Source organism: Bacteroidota bacterium (assembly GCA_016715425.1).
GTDB lineage: Bacteria > Bacteroidota > Bacteroidia > Chitinophagales > BACL12 > JADKAC01.
Genome location: JADKAC010000007.1, coordinates 283,229 through 299,761 on the forward strand (window position 1 = coordinate 283,229; position 16,533 = coordinate 299,761).

Genomic DNA, 16,533 nt, shown 5'->3' on the forward strand with positions numbered 1-16,533 from the left:
TTTGCTAATTCTAAAAGAATCTTTTTTCGCCAACAGCTAACGGCCAATAGCTAATAGCCAACCTAATACCCGATACTCGATACTCAATACTTTTCATTGTCAACTGTCAAAAGAATTTCTGTCAGCAATATCTTTCTCATTCAGAACTTTCGTCAGAGTAAATAAAGTAAATCGGAATTTATTTCAGTTAAACACATTCAATTTTCAAATGGAATGGAGATTGATCAAGCAGCATCGACAATAATTTAAAAACAATAAAAAATAAAAAGCTATGACACTGTTAAAAGTAAATCGCAGACCGAATGGTATTCCAACTGTATTCGACATGTTTGATGAAGTAATGAATCGCAATTTCTCGAATAATTGGATGGCAACAAAAGGAGAATTTATTCCTTCTGTAAACATTAAAGAAACTGAAAAAGCATTTATGCTGGAGTTTGCTGTACCCGGATTTAATAAAAATGATTTTGATGTTCAAATTGAAAATGATTACATCACTATATCCGGTAAAAAAGAAGAAAGCAAAGAAGAAAATACTGATGAGTACACAAGAAAAGAATTTTCTTTCGGAAGTTTTAAACGGACATTCTCGCTTCCTGAAAACATTAATACAGATAATGTGGAAGCCATTTATGAAAACGGCGTATTACATGTAGGTCTTCCTAAAAAAGAAGTGGAAGCCGCAGCCGCTGCAAAAAAAATTGAGATTAAATAAGGTGAGTAAATTGTTAAGTAAATCCCGGTAAGTAATTGCCGGGATTTTTTATTTCATTTATTTATCAAGAATTTTGCAATTCAACATCGCTATCCGTGCATTTATTTCCAACCGATATTTTACATACTCTCGAATTCGATAAAGTACTTCAATCCATTGCAGCCTATTGCGAAACTACACATGGTTTAGAAAGAGTAAATAATATTAAACCGCAAAGCAAACATGAAGAAATAGTAAAGTTATTATCTCAGGCAAATGAGATGAAACAGATGCTCATGTTTGAAGACAAACTTCCAGAGGAACGCACGTTTGATACAAGAACAATTATTCCGCTTTTGCAAATTGAAAAATATGTGTTGAGCGAAATACAAGTGCATCAACTCAGAAGAAATGCAATTCAATCCGGAAACCTGATAAAATTTCTGCACAACAACATAGAAAAATATCCGGTGCTGAATACAATGGTTCAGCAAATTGTATATGATAAAAAAATTGGTCAGACAATTAGTATTGTGCTTGATGATGAAGGTGTAATGCGTCCGAATGCAAGTCCGGAGTTGGTAAAAATTCATAAACAAATTTCCAACGCAAGAAGAGAATTAGAAAAAGAATTTCAGAAGGCATTGATTCAATTGCGCAAGAGTGGAATGCTGAGTGATGTGGAAGAAAGTATGCGCAACAATCGCAGAGTTATTGGTTTGCAAAGTGAATATAAGCGACAAGTAAAAGGAATTATTCATGATGAAAGTGATACCGGCAAAACATCATTTATAGAACCTCAGGAAGTAGTGATAATTCAAAATGAATTATTTGAATTAGAGCGTGAAGAAAAACGGGAACGCTATCGAATCATGGAAGCACTTACTGCGGAGATTGCAATTTATAAAGATCATTTTGCATCGTATCAATGGTTGCTGTCGGTTATAGATATGAAAAAAGCAATTGCAAAATATGCAATTCAAATTGGTGGAGTACAACCATTCATTGATAAAAAACAAGTGATTCAATTATACAATGCATATCATCCGGTATTGTATTTATTAAATAAAAAACAACACAAGCCAACAATTCCATTACAAGTAGAATTAAATGCAGACAATCGCATACTTGTAATCAGTGGACCAAATGCAGGAGGAAAATCTGTGAGTTTAAAAACTATTGGTTTATTGCAATTGATGGCACAAAGCGGCTTATTAATTCCATGCGCAGATCAAAGTAGCATCGGCGTATTTAAAAAGATATTTTGCGATGCCGGTGATACACAAAGCATAGAAGATGAACTTTCCACTTACAGCAGCCGCTTGATGAAAATGCAAAAATTTATTTTTCATGGCGATAAAGAAACTCTGATACTAATAGATGAATTCGGAACGGGTACTGATCCAAATGCAGGAGGCGCAATTGCAGAATCTGTTTTGGATAAATTAAATCAGCAACAAGTGTTTGGTGTGATAACAACACACTACGCAAATTTAAAAGTGTATGCATCCAATCATCCGGGTGTAATTAATGGAAGCATGTTGTATGATGAAGAACATTTAAAACCTACTTACATTTTAGAAAGCGGTAAACCGGGAAGTTCATTTGCATTTGAAATTGCACAGAAATCAAAATTACCGGAAGATGTAATTGCAAAAGCCAGAAGTTTAGTAAGTGAAGAGCATATAAAGTTTGAAGAACTGCTAAAAAATGTCCGCATTGAAAAAGAACATTTGCGATTGCGTGAAAAAGAATTTAAACAACACGAGCAGCAACTCAAACAGAGAGAAGCAGAATTAAAATTTGAATTGCAAAAGGCCAAAGAAAAACAACAGCAATTTCAAATAAAGAAATTGGAGAAAGCAGATGATTCCATTCAAAAAATGGAAACTGAGTTTAAAGAATTGCTCGCAGCATTTAAGGCTGCGGAACCTGCACATAAACAAGAGACACAACAAAAACTAAAAGCATTTATCAATCAAAATAAAAATACCAATCTGCGCAATCGTAAATCACAAGTACGTTTGGTTGAAAAAGAAATTCCCGCAGGTACATTACAAGCAGGTATGTATGTAAAACTTGCAGGTGGTGATGAAATGGGATTAGTTGAATCTGTTATAAAAGATAAAGCGATAGTTGTATTTAATAATATGAAAAGTACTATTGCGATTTCAGAATTATCACTCGCAGAAAATCCTACGGAAGAAAATAAAAAACCATCCACCACAAAATTGCTTTTGGATAAAGAAGAAGAGGCAGCACCGGAAATTGATTTAAGAGGAATGCCGAAAGAAGAAGCAATGATGGAGTTAGAAAAGTTTTTAGATTCTGCAATGATGCGCAATGTAAATCACGTGCGCATTATTCACGGCAAAGGAACGGGTGTGTTGCGTCAGGCAGTGCAATATATTTTAAAACAACATATCGGTGTGATAAAACACAATTTTGAATCACAGAATATGGGTGGCGATGGTGTAACTGTCGCCATATTTTAGAAAAAAATAAAAAATGATTTCTATTTTTTATTACATGTTACTCTTGCATAAATTCCTGCATCAGCAAATGAAAATGATGTACTCCTTTTTCCATTTTAGGGCTATATCTTCCACGAAAATAAAAACGGGATTGCAAACCACGATGCACACTTTCCACCACTTCTTCATCTTCTAATTCCACCTTGTTTAAATCACTGCCGGCACCTTGGTTAAATTTTGAAACATCAGAAATATAAGTTTTAAAAATTACGGTTGTCTCCCCCACTCCATTAGGCTGAACAATATTTACACTTAAACCCCAAGGATAAAAATTCAACATCAAATTTGGAAAGACCCAATAGTAATATGCTGCCACTTGCTTTCCAAAATCAATAGAATCCGCAGGTAAATCAAACACTAATTCACCTTCCTTTGCAATACCCAATTGCAAATTACAATATTTAAAAAGATGCGTTTCATAATTACCATAATCAATTACTTTATTTAATGTTTTATGCACGAAGGGAATATGAAACCCCTCCAGATAATTATCGCAATACAAAGCCCAGTTTGCTTTAATGGAATAGGTTTGAGAATGTTCTGCACTAAATATTAATTTATCAAATGGAAACCAACCCAACCGTTTTTCAATATCATTAATCACTTCAGAAAAATCCATTGCAGGAAAAACAGATGCAAACAAAAATCCACCCCATTGCGCAAATGGAATTTTAGAAAGATTATCCATACGGGTTGGAAAATTTTCTGCCTCTTCAAATTCAGGCATTGAAATAAATTCACCTGCTGTAGAAAAACATCTGCCATGATATTTACACCGTATTGTTCCTGCTTTCACAGGAATATCTAATAAAATATTTCCCCGATGCGTACATACATTTGACAGTAAATTAAAATCACCTTTTTGTTTTGCCACAATTAATGGTTCGTTTAAACTGCCTGGCAACATCCAAACAGGATACAACATATTATTTGTATTGAATTGTGATTGATGATCTATTAGATGCCAGCATCGTGCAAATATTTTTTCTATGGCAAGTTTGTAATTACCGCTATCCAAATAAAAACGTCCGGGAGGAGTGGATGCTATGCGAATATCTTTGTCTATCATAATTAATTTTTAATCGTTTTTTAATAAGCGGGGATCTACCTTAAATAATTGTTCTCTATCCACAGAATACCCGGTTACAATATCCGGATTTTCTTTCGTCGCCTGCTGCATATTTTTTTTGATACTCGCTTCAGATGCCTTTAACGTATATATTTTTCCATCAATAGTACAAACAAAAAAATGGCAACGATTTAATACACCAACTCCATAAGGCATCAAATTTAATTTGGAATAATACAACCAAACAATACGATCAGTATCCAACAATAGAATTCTATAAGCCATTAATTCTTCATTTAAATAGTATCGCACTGTTTGATTGGCACTCATTAAACCAGTGAACATTAAAAGACCGCCGGCAAACATTGGAAAATAAGTAGGCGTTGGTTGTGCATTCAATCCACTGAATAAAAGAAAAAAACCACATATACAAATAACTATAGATATCAAAATATCTGTAATAAAATATTGGCGCATGGAGCGCAATAACATATCGTTGTTGTCAGAGATTTTTTTCAAAATATTTTTTTTATGCAAACAATTTCAGTTGAAAATTACTCAAATCGTATATTTGTCAGGTTCAACTTGATTTTGATGGATCCAATTTTACTCGTTTTATTGATTGTAGGGTTTACTATATTCATGTTCGCATGGGAGAAAATTCCAATTGATATAACTGCAATGATTTCCATGGCCATGCTTTTATTAAGCGGCCTGGTAACAACTAAAGAAGGCATTGCAGGATTTAGCAATGATGCCACCATCACTATTTTATTTTTATTTCTATTGAGTTCGGCAATTGAAAATACCGGCGCCATAAATTTAATGGGCAGGTATATGTTGAAGATTGCTGGTCGCAAACCTAAAGTTGCACTTTTAGTAGTAATGCTAGTTTCAGGTGCAGCATCCGCATTTTTAAATAACACGGCTGTAATTATTATTTTGATGCCGATAGTTTTTAAAATTTCACGCTTTAATAATATCAGTCCCACAAAACTTTTGATGCCGATGTCTTTTGCGGCTGTAGTTGGTGGAACTTGTACCGTTATTGGAACATCCACAAACATTATTGTAAGTGGTATTTCCGAAGCAGAGGGTTTTGGCAGATTCGGCATGTTCGAGTTTACCACAATAGGATTGGTACTCTTTGCTTTTTATTTTGTGTTTATGTTTTTTATCGGCAGCAGAATGTTGCCTGCACGACGCAGTGTAGATTCATTGACGGAGAATTACGAATTAAAAGATTATCTCACAGAAATTGTAATTGAAAAAGACTCACGACTTATAGGAAAGCGATTTAAGCAAACAGTACTTATTGACGATATGCATTTGGAAGTAATTGAAATTACAAGTCATGATGGTTCCATTTGGTTACCGGATGCGTATGAAATTTTAGAAGCAGGTGATAAGTTGTTGGTGAGAGGAAGTCGCACGGATATCGCAATGATAAAAGCGATGAAAGGTGTTGTGTTTGCACCTGAAGAGTTGATTGAAGATCTGGATTTAAAAAGTAATGAGACCACGCTAATTGAAGTGGTGGTAGCACCAAACTCCAGCATTGCTAGGTCCAGTATCAACGAAATAAATTTTAAAGATTTATATGATGCCATTCCACTTGCATTGCGCAGAAAAGGGGTACTGATGAACGAAAAATTTTCTGATATGGAATTGCGCTTTGGCGATGATATATTATTAGAAGTAAAAAAAGATTCTATTGATCAACTAAAGCGCAGTTATGATTTTGTATTTACACAGGAGCTTGACAAGGTAGAATTTAATCCAAAGAAAATGTATCTGTCCGTTGCGGTTTTATTTGGGGTTATACTATTAGCAGCATTTAATATTCTTCCAATAATAGTAGGTGCACTTATCGGAATAATTATTTTAGTCCTTGCTGATTGTATAACTATTAGAGAGGCATACAGACAAGTGGACTGGAAAATAATTTTTGTACTTGCGTGTTTAATTCCGTTGGGAACTGCACTTACAAATTCCGGTGCCGCAGATCAACTTGCAGGAAGTATACTAGATTATTTATCTGACCTCGGGCCTTTGTATATTTTATTTTTTTTATTTATTCTTACTGCACTCACCACAAGCATTATGTCCAATGCAGCAACTGCAGTGTTGTTATGTCCAGTTGCAATTAGCCTAGCAGCACAAATGAGTTTGGATCCAAAACCATTTTTATTTACCATCATGTTTGCTGCAAGCACATGTTATTTAACACCCGTTGGATATCAGGGAAACATTTTAATATACGGTCCCGGCAATTACAAATTCGCTGACTTTGTAAGAGTAGGTGGTTTATTTACTGTAATCAGTATGTTCGTGGTTGTATTTATGCTTTATTCCATTTACTTTTAATTACAATGGATAAGCAAAAAACTACTGCCATACTTGGGCCTGAAAATTCTTTTCATCATATCGCAGCTTCGTCTTATTTCGGCAATGCATTGCAGCCTGTTTTTAAACATAGTTTTGAAGAAATTTTTAATAGTGTCAGTTCCGGCGAATCTGATAATGCAATTATTGCTGTGAAAAATACTTACGCCGGATTTGTGGGTGATAATTTAATCTGCATTGCAAAGAATGGATTATATATCCTTGATGAAGTGAAATTGCAAATTCGATTTTTCCTTGCGGTAAATCATCTTGTGGAGCCGATGGAAATCCACGAAATAATTTCGCATCCAATAGCTATAAAACAATGTGCGGAGTTCTTAAAAAAATTTCCAAATACAACACTTACTGAAGTAAGCAGCACAGCAGAAGCTGCGAATTTAGTTGCTAATGATGCACGAAAAAATATTGCAGTACTTGCAGGTGAACAAGTAATTGAACAAACAAAATTGATAATACTGGAAGAAGCAACACTGGAACAAAAAGATAATATCACACGGTTTGTAGTGGTATCAAAAACATTTCAAACAACTCAGAAAACATCACACATAATAATATCTGTGGAAGGTGACAGCACTATCATTTTTACTTCTATTGGCAATACATCACTAGAGATTCGGGAGCATTTAGAAATACCAAATTCAGATGAAAGCTATTTTGAATTTATTTGCATCAACTCCAATGTTGCCGATTTATATATTGCCTCAATTAAAAAACATTATCCGGAAATTCGGGTGCTTGGTTATTATGCTGAATGTGAAAAGATTGTAAACACTTAATCCAGCGATTATAAACTTTGTAATTTTGCAACTGAAAACACATTATTACAGTCAAATCAATAAAGAATCTTATGAAAGGCAAAGACCTCAAAATCACACCCGTTGACCAATGGGGATATAATTTCAAACATCCTCTTATCATGGCTGGTCCATGCAGTGCAGAAACAGAAGAGCAAGTGCATGAAACTGCTAAACAATTAGCAACTTATAATATTGATATTTTAAGGGCCGGAATCTGGAAGCCAAGAACACGTCCAAATTCATTTGAAGGCATAGGCTCTGTTGGATTGAAATGGTTGAAAGATGCAGGTCATGAGAATAAAATTCCTACAGCAGTTGAAGTTGCAAATACGAAACATGTTTTTGAAGCATTGCGAGTTGGAATAGATATTTTATGGATAGGTGCCCGCACCACAGTAAATCCATTTGCAGTGCAAGAGATTTGCGATGCATTAGAAGGTGTGGATATTCCTGTACTTGTAAAAAATCCAATTAACCCCGATCTCGAATTATGGATTGGTGCTTTTGAAAGATTGAATGGTGCTGGAATTACAAAACTTGCCGCTATACATCGTGGATTTTCAACTCATGAAAAAACAAAATACAGAAATATTCCACGTTGGAATCTTCCAATTGAATTACATCGCCGTTATCCTGAGTTAGCAATTATTTGCGATCCAAGTCATATTTGTGGCAACAGACATATGTTGCGTGAAGTTGCACAAACAGCATTAGATATTGGTTTTGAAGGAATACATTTAGAAAGTCATATAACACCGGATAAAGCATTGAGCGATGCCCAACAACAAGTAACGCCGGAAGTGTTCGGAGAAATAATTGCTTCATTAGTAACCAGAGAAAATATTGATCATAATCCTGAAGCTGAAAATCAGCTGGATGAGTTGAGAGGACGTATTGATGGAATAGATAAATATTTATTGGAATTACTTAGCGAGCGCATGGATGTGGTTCGTGAAATCGGTAAATATAAATTTGCAAGTAATCTTGCGATTGTTCAACCAAGTCGCTGGAATGAAATAGTAGAAACAAGAAAAGAGATGAGTGAGCGTAAAAATCTTACACATAAATTCATTGCAGAATTATTTCATGCAATTCACAAAGAATCTATTTTTCATCAAACGGAAACTATGAAGCAATTGGAACAAGAGATTATGAATTTGAAAGACAATACTTCATCCTAAAAAAATAAAAAGACGCTGCGATTACAGCGTTTTTTTTTATTCAATTTTTAAGGTGTAAGGCAAACGTGTCTGGATAGAAGGACGCTCAATTAATTGCTCCAATGTTTTATAGTGCGGATATAATATTCCTAAATTCTTCTCCATTACACTTGCTTCAGTTTCACTACCCATACTCTTCATTAATGATTCAAATAATGTAGGTTTTATTTCGGGATATTCTTTCACTTTATAACTTGTTAAGCCTACCATTCCAGCAGCCCCTGCAATTGCTTCATCAATACCACCGAGTTCATCTACTAGGCCGAGTTCTTTTGCAGTAATTCCCAACCAAATTCTTCCTTGTGCAATTTCTTCTACCTGCTCCATAGTTAATCCTCTTCCATTGGCCACCATCTTTTTAAAATTATAATACACCGTATCCACTGCACTTTGAAGTAACACACTTTCATCTGCACTTACAGGACGGGTAATACTCGGAAAATCCGCATATGGAGAAGTCTTCACTGTATCGAAAGTAACGCCGATTTTTGAATCCATAAATTCCGAAATCTCCGGTAAAATCATAAACACACCGATAGAGCCGGTTAATGTATTTGGATGCGCATAAATTTTAGATGCATTGGCGGAAATCATATAACCACCGGAAGCAGCATAATCACCCATAGAAACTATTACAGGAATTTTCTTTTTGGTGATTTCAATCTCACGCCAAATCACATCACTTGCGGTTGCACTTCCTCCGGGAGAGTTCACCCGAAATACAACTGCTTTTATATCCTTATTTTTTCTAATGTCTTCAAATATTTTTGTAAAAGCTGCTGAGCCAATATTGCCTCTGCTTCCTTCTCCATCCACTATATCACCATTTGCATACACGATGGCAATTGTATTATCGCCACGATAAGATTGTTCTTTTGTTAAGGTGCTGAAATAATCATCAAGTTTAATTATTGGCACTTCCACTTCTGCACCGACACCAATTTTTTCACGCAACACATCTATCACTTCATCTTTATATTTCACTCCATCTACCAAACCTTTTTCCAAAACATTATAAGCACTCCATCCTGGAAATGCATCTGCTATCAATTTATACTCGTCAATTGTTTTACCTCTGGAATTAACAATTTGAGAAAGATTATGATTATACAATCCTACTAAGTATTCACGCAGTTGAGTTTTATTCTCTTCACTCATTTCACTATTGCGCAAAGGTTCGGTAGCACTTTTAAATTTCCCGTCGTAAAATATTTGCACATTCATATTTAATTTATCGAGAGTACCTTTATAAAAAGACCATGTTGCACTGTATCCTTTAAATTCCAAAAAGCCCGATGGATTTAAATACATTTGATTTGCAACACTACCTACAAAATAAGAAGCCTGATTAACCATTTCTCCATACGCAACAATAAACTTCCCACTGCTTTCAAAAGAAGTTAATGCATCCCGCACTTCCTGCAAGGTGGCGTACCCATTCATATTCAATCCCAAATTGATATAAATACCTTTGATGTTGTTATCATCTTTTGCTTTATTAATTGCGAACAACACATCATTTAAGCCAAGGGGATTTCTAAAATCAAGGCCTGAAAACACAATATCCGTTGGTGAATAAATCTGTGTTTGTTCAGGAATTGCATAGTTAAGATTAAGCTCTAAAATAGAATTGGGTTGCACACTTGTTTTTGTACCTTCTAATTTATTTGTTAAAGAAGAAACGATACCACCTGCTAAAATGATAAGCAGAATTATAAAAACAATTAAAGCCAACAGGCTGGCAAAAAAGGAACGGAAAAAATCTCGCATGTCAAATCATTGTAAGTTTAAATAATCTTTTTAGCAGACATATTGTTTATTCTATTAAATCGTTACTTTTATCGAATAAACCTCCTCAAATGAATATGGAGCATAATGTATGGTTGCTATTAGGCACAAATTTAGGAAACAAGGCTCAGAACCTGATGGCAGCAACAGGTGCAATACGCACCTTCTTGGGCACAGTGATTAATCAATCACATATTTATGAAACGGAACCTTGGGGCCGCTCACATCAACCCTTATTTTATAATCAGGTATTGCAAATTCAAACACCAAGTACAGCGCTTGAAACTCTGCATCATATAAAACAAATAGAATTTTTATTAGGGCGGGACGGGAAAGAGAAATGGGCGCCACGTACTTTGGATATTGATATTTTATTCTTTGATGCACTGAATGTGGAATCTCCTCTGCTCACTATTCCACATAAGCATTTGCATGAACGCAGATTTACTTTGGAGCCACTATTTGAACTTGCTCCTGAATTAGTGCATCCGGTTTTCAATAAAACAATTGCTGAACTCAGAGCAGATTGCATTGACCCTCTTGCAGTATCAAAATTGGATTCTGTATATAAATTTTAATCTTCACTTCTCTAAACTTATAATTTGCATAGCTTTGATTAATGCATTATAAGATAATTACTATCGAAGGAAATATCGGATCCGGCAAAACATCTTTAGCAAAAAAACTTGCGCAACAATACAACACACATTTAGTATTAGAAACTTTTGCGGATAATCCCTTTCTCCAAAAATTTTTTGAGAAACAACAAGACTATGCATTAGGAATGGAAATGTTTTTTATGGCAGAACGCTATGAACAATTTAATAACGAAATAGAAATTCATCTGCAGGAAGACAGGCCAATCATAATAGATTATCTGTTTACCAAATCATTAATATTTGCAAATGCAAACCTAGATACCACAGAGTTTAATTTGTTTAAAAAGATATTTGATATTTTGAATCCAAAATTACCATCACCTGATTTAATTATCTATTTACATTCAGAACCGAAGCGACTGATTGAGAATATAAAATTTCGTGGAAGAGAATTTGAGCAAACTGTGCAATTAGAATATCTAAAAAAAATTGAAGATGCTTACTTCGAGGGCTTTAATAATTTGAAAGGAGCTGTAAAATTAATTGTAGATGTTACCCATGCAGATTTTGTAGAAAATGCAAATCAATATAATCGCATTAGTGCCTTGGTAGAAAATTTCTATCCTATTGGGTTACATCATATTTTGATAGACTAATTAATTTACCTTTAGCAAAAATTTAATACATGAAAAAATTACTACTTACGTTTGGAATATTTCTTTTGATTTCTTCCACCAATCTGCTGACAGCACAAAATGCAAAACTTACAGTGAAGTATTCCTTTAAAGGATTAGTGGAAGGCTATGATCACACTTCCAAAACAATGGTGTTTTTAAATGGAGAAGAATTATGCACGAGTGAAGAACACAAAGAAAGCAATCCAATGACTTTTACTTGTGAGGTAGCTCCAGGCACTTACACTGTTCGGATTGTTAACTATGCCTATTATGAAAATGTGTGGGAAGAACATACAATTGCAAATAGCTTTAGTATTGATGCTGTCTATGAAAAGGAAATGGCTTTTAAGAAGAAGAAAAAATACACCATCGGATTATTATTTGACCTAGATAATGGAACATCCGAAACTAAAAAATAATGTTCTGTTGTTCTTTTCCACCATTATTTCAACTACGTTTTATAAAAAGGATTCTCAGCTCAACAGGGTTTATAATCCTTTTTTTTATACCATTCACTATGCAAAGTCAGATATTAGATTTATACCAGGAAAACAAAACTCCACAGTATCATGAAATAATTGAATACTATGAAGTATTAGCAAAAGAAAATTCTATTTCAGAATTAAAAACCTATGGAACTACAGATGCCGGTTATCCGCTGCATCTATTTATTATTGATAGCGATAAGGATTTTGATCCTGCAATTTCCAAAGCAAAAGGGAAAACAATATTGCTGATTAATAATGGTATCCATCCCGGCGAACCAGATGGTATTGATGCATGTCTGCAACTCACCAATAATTTATTGGTAACAAAATCATGGCAGGCGGATTTATCACACTTGGTTATCTGTATTATTCCGATTTACAATGTAGATGGTTGTCTGAATAGAAACTCTATGTCGAGAGTAAATCAAGATGGACCGGAAGAATATGGTTTCAGAGGCAATGATCAAAACTTAGATCTGAATCGTGATTTTATAAAATGTGATTCAAAAAATGCTCAAGCCTTTACTACTATTTTCAGAACATGGGATCCGGATTTATTTGTAGATACTCATGTAAGTAATGGTGCCGATTATCAATATGTAATGACGTTAATTGCAACGCAACATAATAAGCTTACACCACCGCTAAATACTTTTCTCAACAATCATTTACTTCCTTATTTATATGATGGAATGAATAAAGGAGGATTTCCAATGTGTCCATATGTGGAACCAATAAAAGAAATTCCGGACAATGGTATTGCCGCATTTTTAGAAACGCCCCGCTATTCAACAGGATATGCAGCATTGTTTAATACAATTGGTTTTATGCCGGAGACACACATGCTGAAACCATATCCCAACCGAGTGGAAGCAACACTCTTATTATTACAAACATTTTTAGAATTTGCATCTACACATTATTCTGCATTATTAGAAGCGAGAAGAGATGCTAATGCATTTGTGGCGAATGCAAAATCATTACCAGTACACTGGCAAATTGATTTAGAACAAAAGGATCAATTTATTTTTTCAGGATATGAAGCAAAATATAAAACAAGTGAAGTAACAGGTGCGCAACGATTGTGGTATGATAGAAATGCACCTTACACAAAATCTATAGATTATTTCAATACTTATAATCCTGATATAATTATTGAGCTACCTGATTTTTATATTTTACCAAAGGCCTGGTACAAAGTAGTGGAGCGCCTGCAATGGAATAATATTACAATGATACCTTTAGATAAGGATACACTTTTGGAAGTAGAAGTCTATTATATACAAGATTATAAAACTATCCAAAAACCTTTTGAAGGACATTATCTGCACTATGATACAGAAATAAAAAAAGAAATAATTCAGATTCAATTGCATGCCGGTGATTGGATGATTCCGCTAAATCAAAACGCCAATAAGTATATAGTAGAAATGTTGGAGCCACAATCTGCAGATGCATTTTTTAATTGGAATTTTTTTGATCCTATACTCTCCCGTAAAGAATGGTACAGCGATTATGTTTTTGAAGATGTAGCTGCAGAACTTTTACAAACAGATGCAAACTTGCGTACAGCCTTCGAGAAAAAGAAACAAGACGAACCAACATTTGCCGAAAGCCCTGCATTGCAATTGGAATTTATTTTCGAAAATTCTAAATACAAAGAAGCATCTTACAATCGCTATCCCGTATTGCGGTATTTTGGAAAATGGAAATAAATAAAATGCTAAAAGTTGATTTTGATTTTTCCATCTATAACAAATGACTGTTGTAAGGATTAAATTTTATTAATCATTTAAAAGAATTTAGAGTTTAAAAAAGTGTGTGATTAAAAATTGCAAATTTGCAATGTGCAGAATGTGTAGAAAAAAAATGAATATTTATTCTTGATAATTAGGATAAATTATAAACATGAATTAATATTGCAGAGGATATTCTGTGGTAAAAGAATCTCAGAGATTTAATCAGAGTAAAAAATTACCACACATTAAATAAAAACCTATCAACCAAAACAGGTTTGTAATAACAAAAAAACCACGCTTCGCAGTGTGGTTTTTTCTTTTTAAGAATTTAGTAACTATAAATTTTCCAAAATAAAATCTGTTATTAATTTATACTCATGATATTTCGTATTGCCTCCGGAGAGCGAATGATTTTTATCGGGATAGATCATTAAATCAAACTGCTTATTACTTGCAACTAATGCCGAAATTAATTCCGCTGTATTTTGCCAATGCACATTATCATCCGCAGCACCATGTATCAATAATAAATTACCTTGTATTAAATCAGTATAAAAAATTGGTGAGTTTGCATCGTAACCTCCGGGATTACTTTCCAATGTTCCCATATATCTTTCAGTGTACACATCATCATAATATTTCCAATTAGTAACAGGTGCAACTGCAATTGCTGTTTTAAAAATATCCCTACCTTTTTCTAAGCACAGTAAGCTTAAGTAACCACCATAACTGGAGCCAAAAATTCCAATACGTTTTGCATCTACATATGATTGCGTACCTAACCATTTCGCTGCTTCTATCTGATCTATAGTTTCATATTTTCCAAGATTCTGATATGTAATTTGTCTGAAATCTCTGCCTCTTCCACCTGACCCTCTTCCATCTACTCCTGCTATTATATATCCTTGTTGTGCCAACATTTGAAACCATGCATAATTACCTCCGCTTCTTACAAACCATTCATCCGCTGCATGCTGATAACCTGGACCGCCATATACAAACATAAAGACAGGATATTTTTTTGTAGAATCAAAATCATGTGGTTTTATCATCCAGCCATTTAATGCAATGTTTTCAGAAGTGGCGAATGAAAAAAACTCTGGTGCATTTATTTCTGCGCTCGTCATTAAGTTTTTCAACGTTGCGTTATCCTCCAGCACTCTGATTTGTTTACCTGATTTATCATGCAGAGTAATCTTCACCGGTGTGGCAAAATTGGAATAATAACTTATATAATAATTAAAGCCTTTGCTGAATTTAATTGTGTTGTTTCCATTCGCTGTGCTGATTAATTTATTATTCTTACCATTCAAACCGATGCTATATACATTTTTGTAGAGAGGAGATTTTTCTGTACTTATATAATAGAGTGTTTGAAGCTTTTCATCATATCCCAATAATTCCATCACTTCCCATTCACCCTTTGTAATTTGAGTTATTAGATTCCCTTTCATATCAAAATGATAGAGATGACTATATCCATCTTTTTCACTGCGCCATATAAATCCCTTTTCTTCGGATAAAAAAGTAAGGTCATCATTAATAAAAATATATTTTGCAGCCTCTTCGAACAACAACATTTCAGATCCACCGGTAAGCGCATTTACTTTTAATAAATACATTTGATTTTGCAAACGATTTAAAATGATCACACTTAAATAGTCAGCATCAATCCATTTTATTCGTGGAATATATTCCGGACTACCGGTTTTTACTTTCACTGTTGTATTGGTTTCCAAATCATAAATATAAATTTCAACTCTGGAATTTACCTCTCCTACCTTGGGATATTTGTAAACGATATTTTCCGGATACAGTTTACCCTCAAATTTTTGTAAAGTATATTCAGTAACATCGGATTCATCAAAACGGTAATACGCAATTTTTTTTCCATCCGGACTCCATTCAAAAGCACGTACTAATTTAAATTCTTCTTCATACACCCAATCACTACCTCCATTAATGATATGATTTTTCAATCCATCGGAAGTGATTCTGATTTCTTTATCACTATCTAAATCCTTAAAATAAATATCATTGTCAATTACATAAGCCACCTTATTTTCAACGGGTGAAAAGTGAGCATACATCTGCAATCCTGTTTCACTTAATTGCTGAATAGTGCCTGACTTTAGTGTATAAATAAAATTATTATCCAATGTTGCACGACGATATCTGGAATATGATTCTGCAGCTAATAACAACAGTGACTCATTATTATTAAGCTGATAACTATAGAAGCGATTTATTAAATCAAAAGAATTTACATTGAAAATTTCACCTTCACGATTGCCACTGCTATATGCATATTTACCAATCACTCTACCACCTTCATTCACTGTATAATGCAGGCCATCTTGCATGCTGCGCAATTCATAAATAGATTTGGGAGTATAGGTATTGTTTTGAAAAATATCTTCTAATGTTATTTGCGTTTGTGCAATACTATAGGTACTGCATACACTCATTAATAGATAAAATAATATCCGTATCATATAATTTTTTTAATATGATGTTAAAAA

The 16,533-nt window shown here is 34.0% G+C and carries 13 protein-coding genes; 9 read left to right on the top strand and 4 right to left on the bottom strand.

Features of this window, described 5'->3' with window-relative positions; all coding sequences use genetic code 11:
• The first annotated feature begins 271 nt into the window (after window positions 1-271).
• Window positions 272-715, top strand: coding sequence for an Hsp20/alpha crystallin family protein (locus IPN31_13545; GenBank protein MBK8682898.1), 444 nt, complete (start codon window positions 272-274; stop codon window positions 713-715).
• 95 nt (window positions 716-810) lie between these two features.
• On the top strand, window positions 811-3,189 hold the full coding sequence (locus tag IPN31_13550; protein MBK8682899.1) for a Smr/MutS family protein: 2,379 nt from the start codon (window positions 811-813) through the stop codon (window positions 3,187-3,189).
• A gap of 37 nt (window positions 3,190-3,226) precedes the next feature.
• Here the strand turns inward: IPN31_13550 and IPN31_13555 are convergent, their stop codons facing one another.
• A complete protein-coding gene (locus IPN31_13555) occupies window positions 3,227-4,297 on the bottom strand; it encodes a Rieske 2Fe-2S domain-containing protein (protein MBK8682900.1) in 1,071 nt (356 codons plus the stop codon).
• Between the two features lie 9 nt (window positions 4,298-4,306).
• The gene (locus tag IPN31_13560; GenBank protein MBK8682901.1) at window positions 4,307-4,816 is read right to left on the bottom strand and encodes a hypothetical protein; all 510 of its coding nucleotides are present in this window, start codon (window positions 4,814-4,816) and stop codon (window positions 4,307-4,309) included.
• A gap of 75 nt (window positions 4,817-4,891) precedes the next feature.
• Here IPN31_13560 and IPN31_13565 point away from each other — a divergent pair, with 75 nt between their 5' ends.
• From IPN31_13565 to IPN31_13575, 3 genes are all read left to right on the top strand, one after another.
• Window positions 4,892-6,664, top strand: coding sequence for an anion permease (locus IPN31_13565; GenBank protein ID MBK8682902.1), 1,773 nt, complete (start codon window positions 4,892-4,894; stop codon window positions 6,662-6,664).
• A 5-nt stretch (window positions 6,665-6,669) separates the two neighbouring features.
• Entirely contained in the window at window positions 6,670-7,479 is an 810-nt protein-coding gene (locus IPN31_13570) for a hypothetical protein (protein MBK8682903.1), read from the top strand.
• Between the two features lie 71 nt (window positions 7,480-7,550).
• A complete protein-coding gene (locus IPN31_13575; GenBank protein MBK8682904.1) occupies window positions 7,551-8,681 on the top strand; it encodes a bifunctional 3-deoxy-7-phosphoheptulonate synthase/chorismate mutase type II in 1,131 nt (376 codons plus the stop codon).
• Window positions 8,682-8,717: 36 nt separating this feature from the next.
• Here the strand turns inward: IPN31_13575 and sppA are convergent, their stop codons facing one another.
• Window positions 8,718-10,490 (bottom strand): signal peptide peptidase SppA, encoded by a 1,773-nt coding sequence (sppA, locus tag IPN31_13580; protein MBK8682905.1) that lies wholly within the window; start codon window positions 10,488-10,490, stop codon window positions 8,718-8,720.
• A gap of 89 nt (window positions 10,491-10,579) precedes the next feature.
• Here sppA and folK point away from each other — a divergent pair, with 89 nt between their 5' ends.
• The 4 genes from folK to IPN31_13600 all read left to right on the top strand — a co-directional run bounded on the left by folK (window position 10,580) and on the right by IPN31_13600 (window position 13,987).
• Window positions 10,580-11,086, top strand: coding sequence for a 2-amino-4-hydroxy-6-hydroxymethyldihydropteridine diphosphokinase (gene folK / locus IPN31_13585; protein MBK8682906.1), 507 nt, complete (start codon window positions 10,580-10,582; stop codon window positions 11,084-11,086).
• Window positions 11,087-11,127: 41 nt separating this feature from the next.
• The gene (locus IPN31_13590; protein MBK8682907.1) at window positions 11,128-11,763 is read left to right on the top strand and encodes a deoxynucleoside kinase; all 636 of its coding nucleotides are present in this window, start codon (window positions 11,128-11,130) and stop codon (window positions 11,761-11,763) included.
• 29 nt (window positions 11,764-11,792) lie between these two features.
• Window positions 11,793-12,203: a hypothetical protein gene (locus IPN31_13595; protein MBK8682908.1), complete on the top strand. Its 411-nt coding sequence runs from the start codon at window positions 11,793-11,795 to the stop codon at window positions 12,201-12,203.
• 98 nt (window positions 12,204-12,301) lie between these two features.
• The gene (locus IPN31_13600; GenBank protein ID MBK8682909.1) at window positions 12,302-13,987 is read left to right on the top strand and encodes a hypothetical protein; all 1,686 of its coding nucleotides are present in this window, start codon (window positions 12,302-12,304) and stop codon (window positions 13,985-13,987) included.
• 359 nt (window positions 13,988-14,346) lie between these two features.
• Here IPN31_13600 and IPN31_13605 read toward each other — a convergent pair whose 3' ends face one another.
• On the bottom strand, window positions 14,347-16,506 hold the full coding sequence (locus tag IPN31_13605) for a S9 family peptidase (protein ID MBK8682910.1): 2,160 nt from the start codon (window positions 16,504-16,506) through the stop codon (window positions 14,347-14,349).
• Between the last annotated feature and the right edge of the window lie 27 nt (window positions 16,507-16,533).

Excerpts from the sequence above, each read along its gene's own strand:
- IPN31_13545 (MBK8682898.1), top strand. The coding sequence starts at position 272 with ATGACACTGTTAAAAGTAAATCGCAGACCGAATGGTATTCCAACTGTA.
- IPN31_13555 (MBK8682900.1), bottom strand. The coding sequence starts at position 4,297 with ATGATAGACAAAGATATTCGCATAGCATCCACTCCTCCCGGACGTTTT.
- IPN31_13565 (MBK8682902.1), top strand. The coding sequence starts at position 4,892 with ATGGATCCAATTTTACTCGTTTTATTGATTGTAGGGTTTACTATATTC.
- IPN31_13570 (MBK8682903.1), top strand. The coding sequence starts at position 6,670 with ATGGATAAGCAAAAAACTACTGCCATACTTGGGCCTGAAAATTCTTTT.
- IPN31_13575 (MBK8682904.1), top strand. The coding sequence starts at position 7,551 with ATGAAAGGCAAAGACCTCAAAATCACACCCGTTGACCAATGGGGATAT.
- sppA (MBK8682905.1), bottom strand. The coding sequence starts at position 10,490 with ATGCGAGATTTTTTCCGTTCCTTTTTTGCCAGCCTGTTGGCTTTAATT.
- folK (MBK8682906.1), top strand. The coding sequence starts at position 10,580 with ATGAATATGGAGCATAATGTATGGTTGCTATTAGGCACAAATTTAGGA.
- IPN31_13590 (MBK8682907.1), top strand. The coding sequence starts at position 11,128 with ATGCATTATAAGATAATTACTATCGAAGGAAATATCGGATCCGGCAAA.
- IPN31_13595 (MBK8682908.1), top strand. The coding sequence starts at position 11,793 with ATGAAAAAATTACTACTTACGTTTGGAATATTTCTTTTGATTTCTTCC.
- IPN31_13600 (MBK8682909.1), top strand. The coding sequence starts at position 12,302 with ATGCAAAGTCAGATATTAGATTTATACCAGGAAAACAAAACTCCACAG.
- IPN31_13605 (MBK8682910.1), bottom strand. The coding sequence starts at position 16,506 with ATGATACGGATATTATTTTATCTATTAATGAGTGTATGCAGTACCTAT.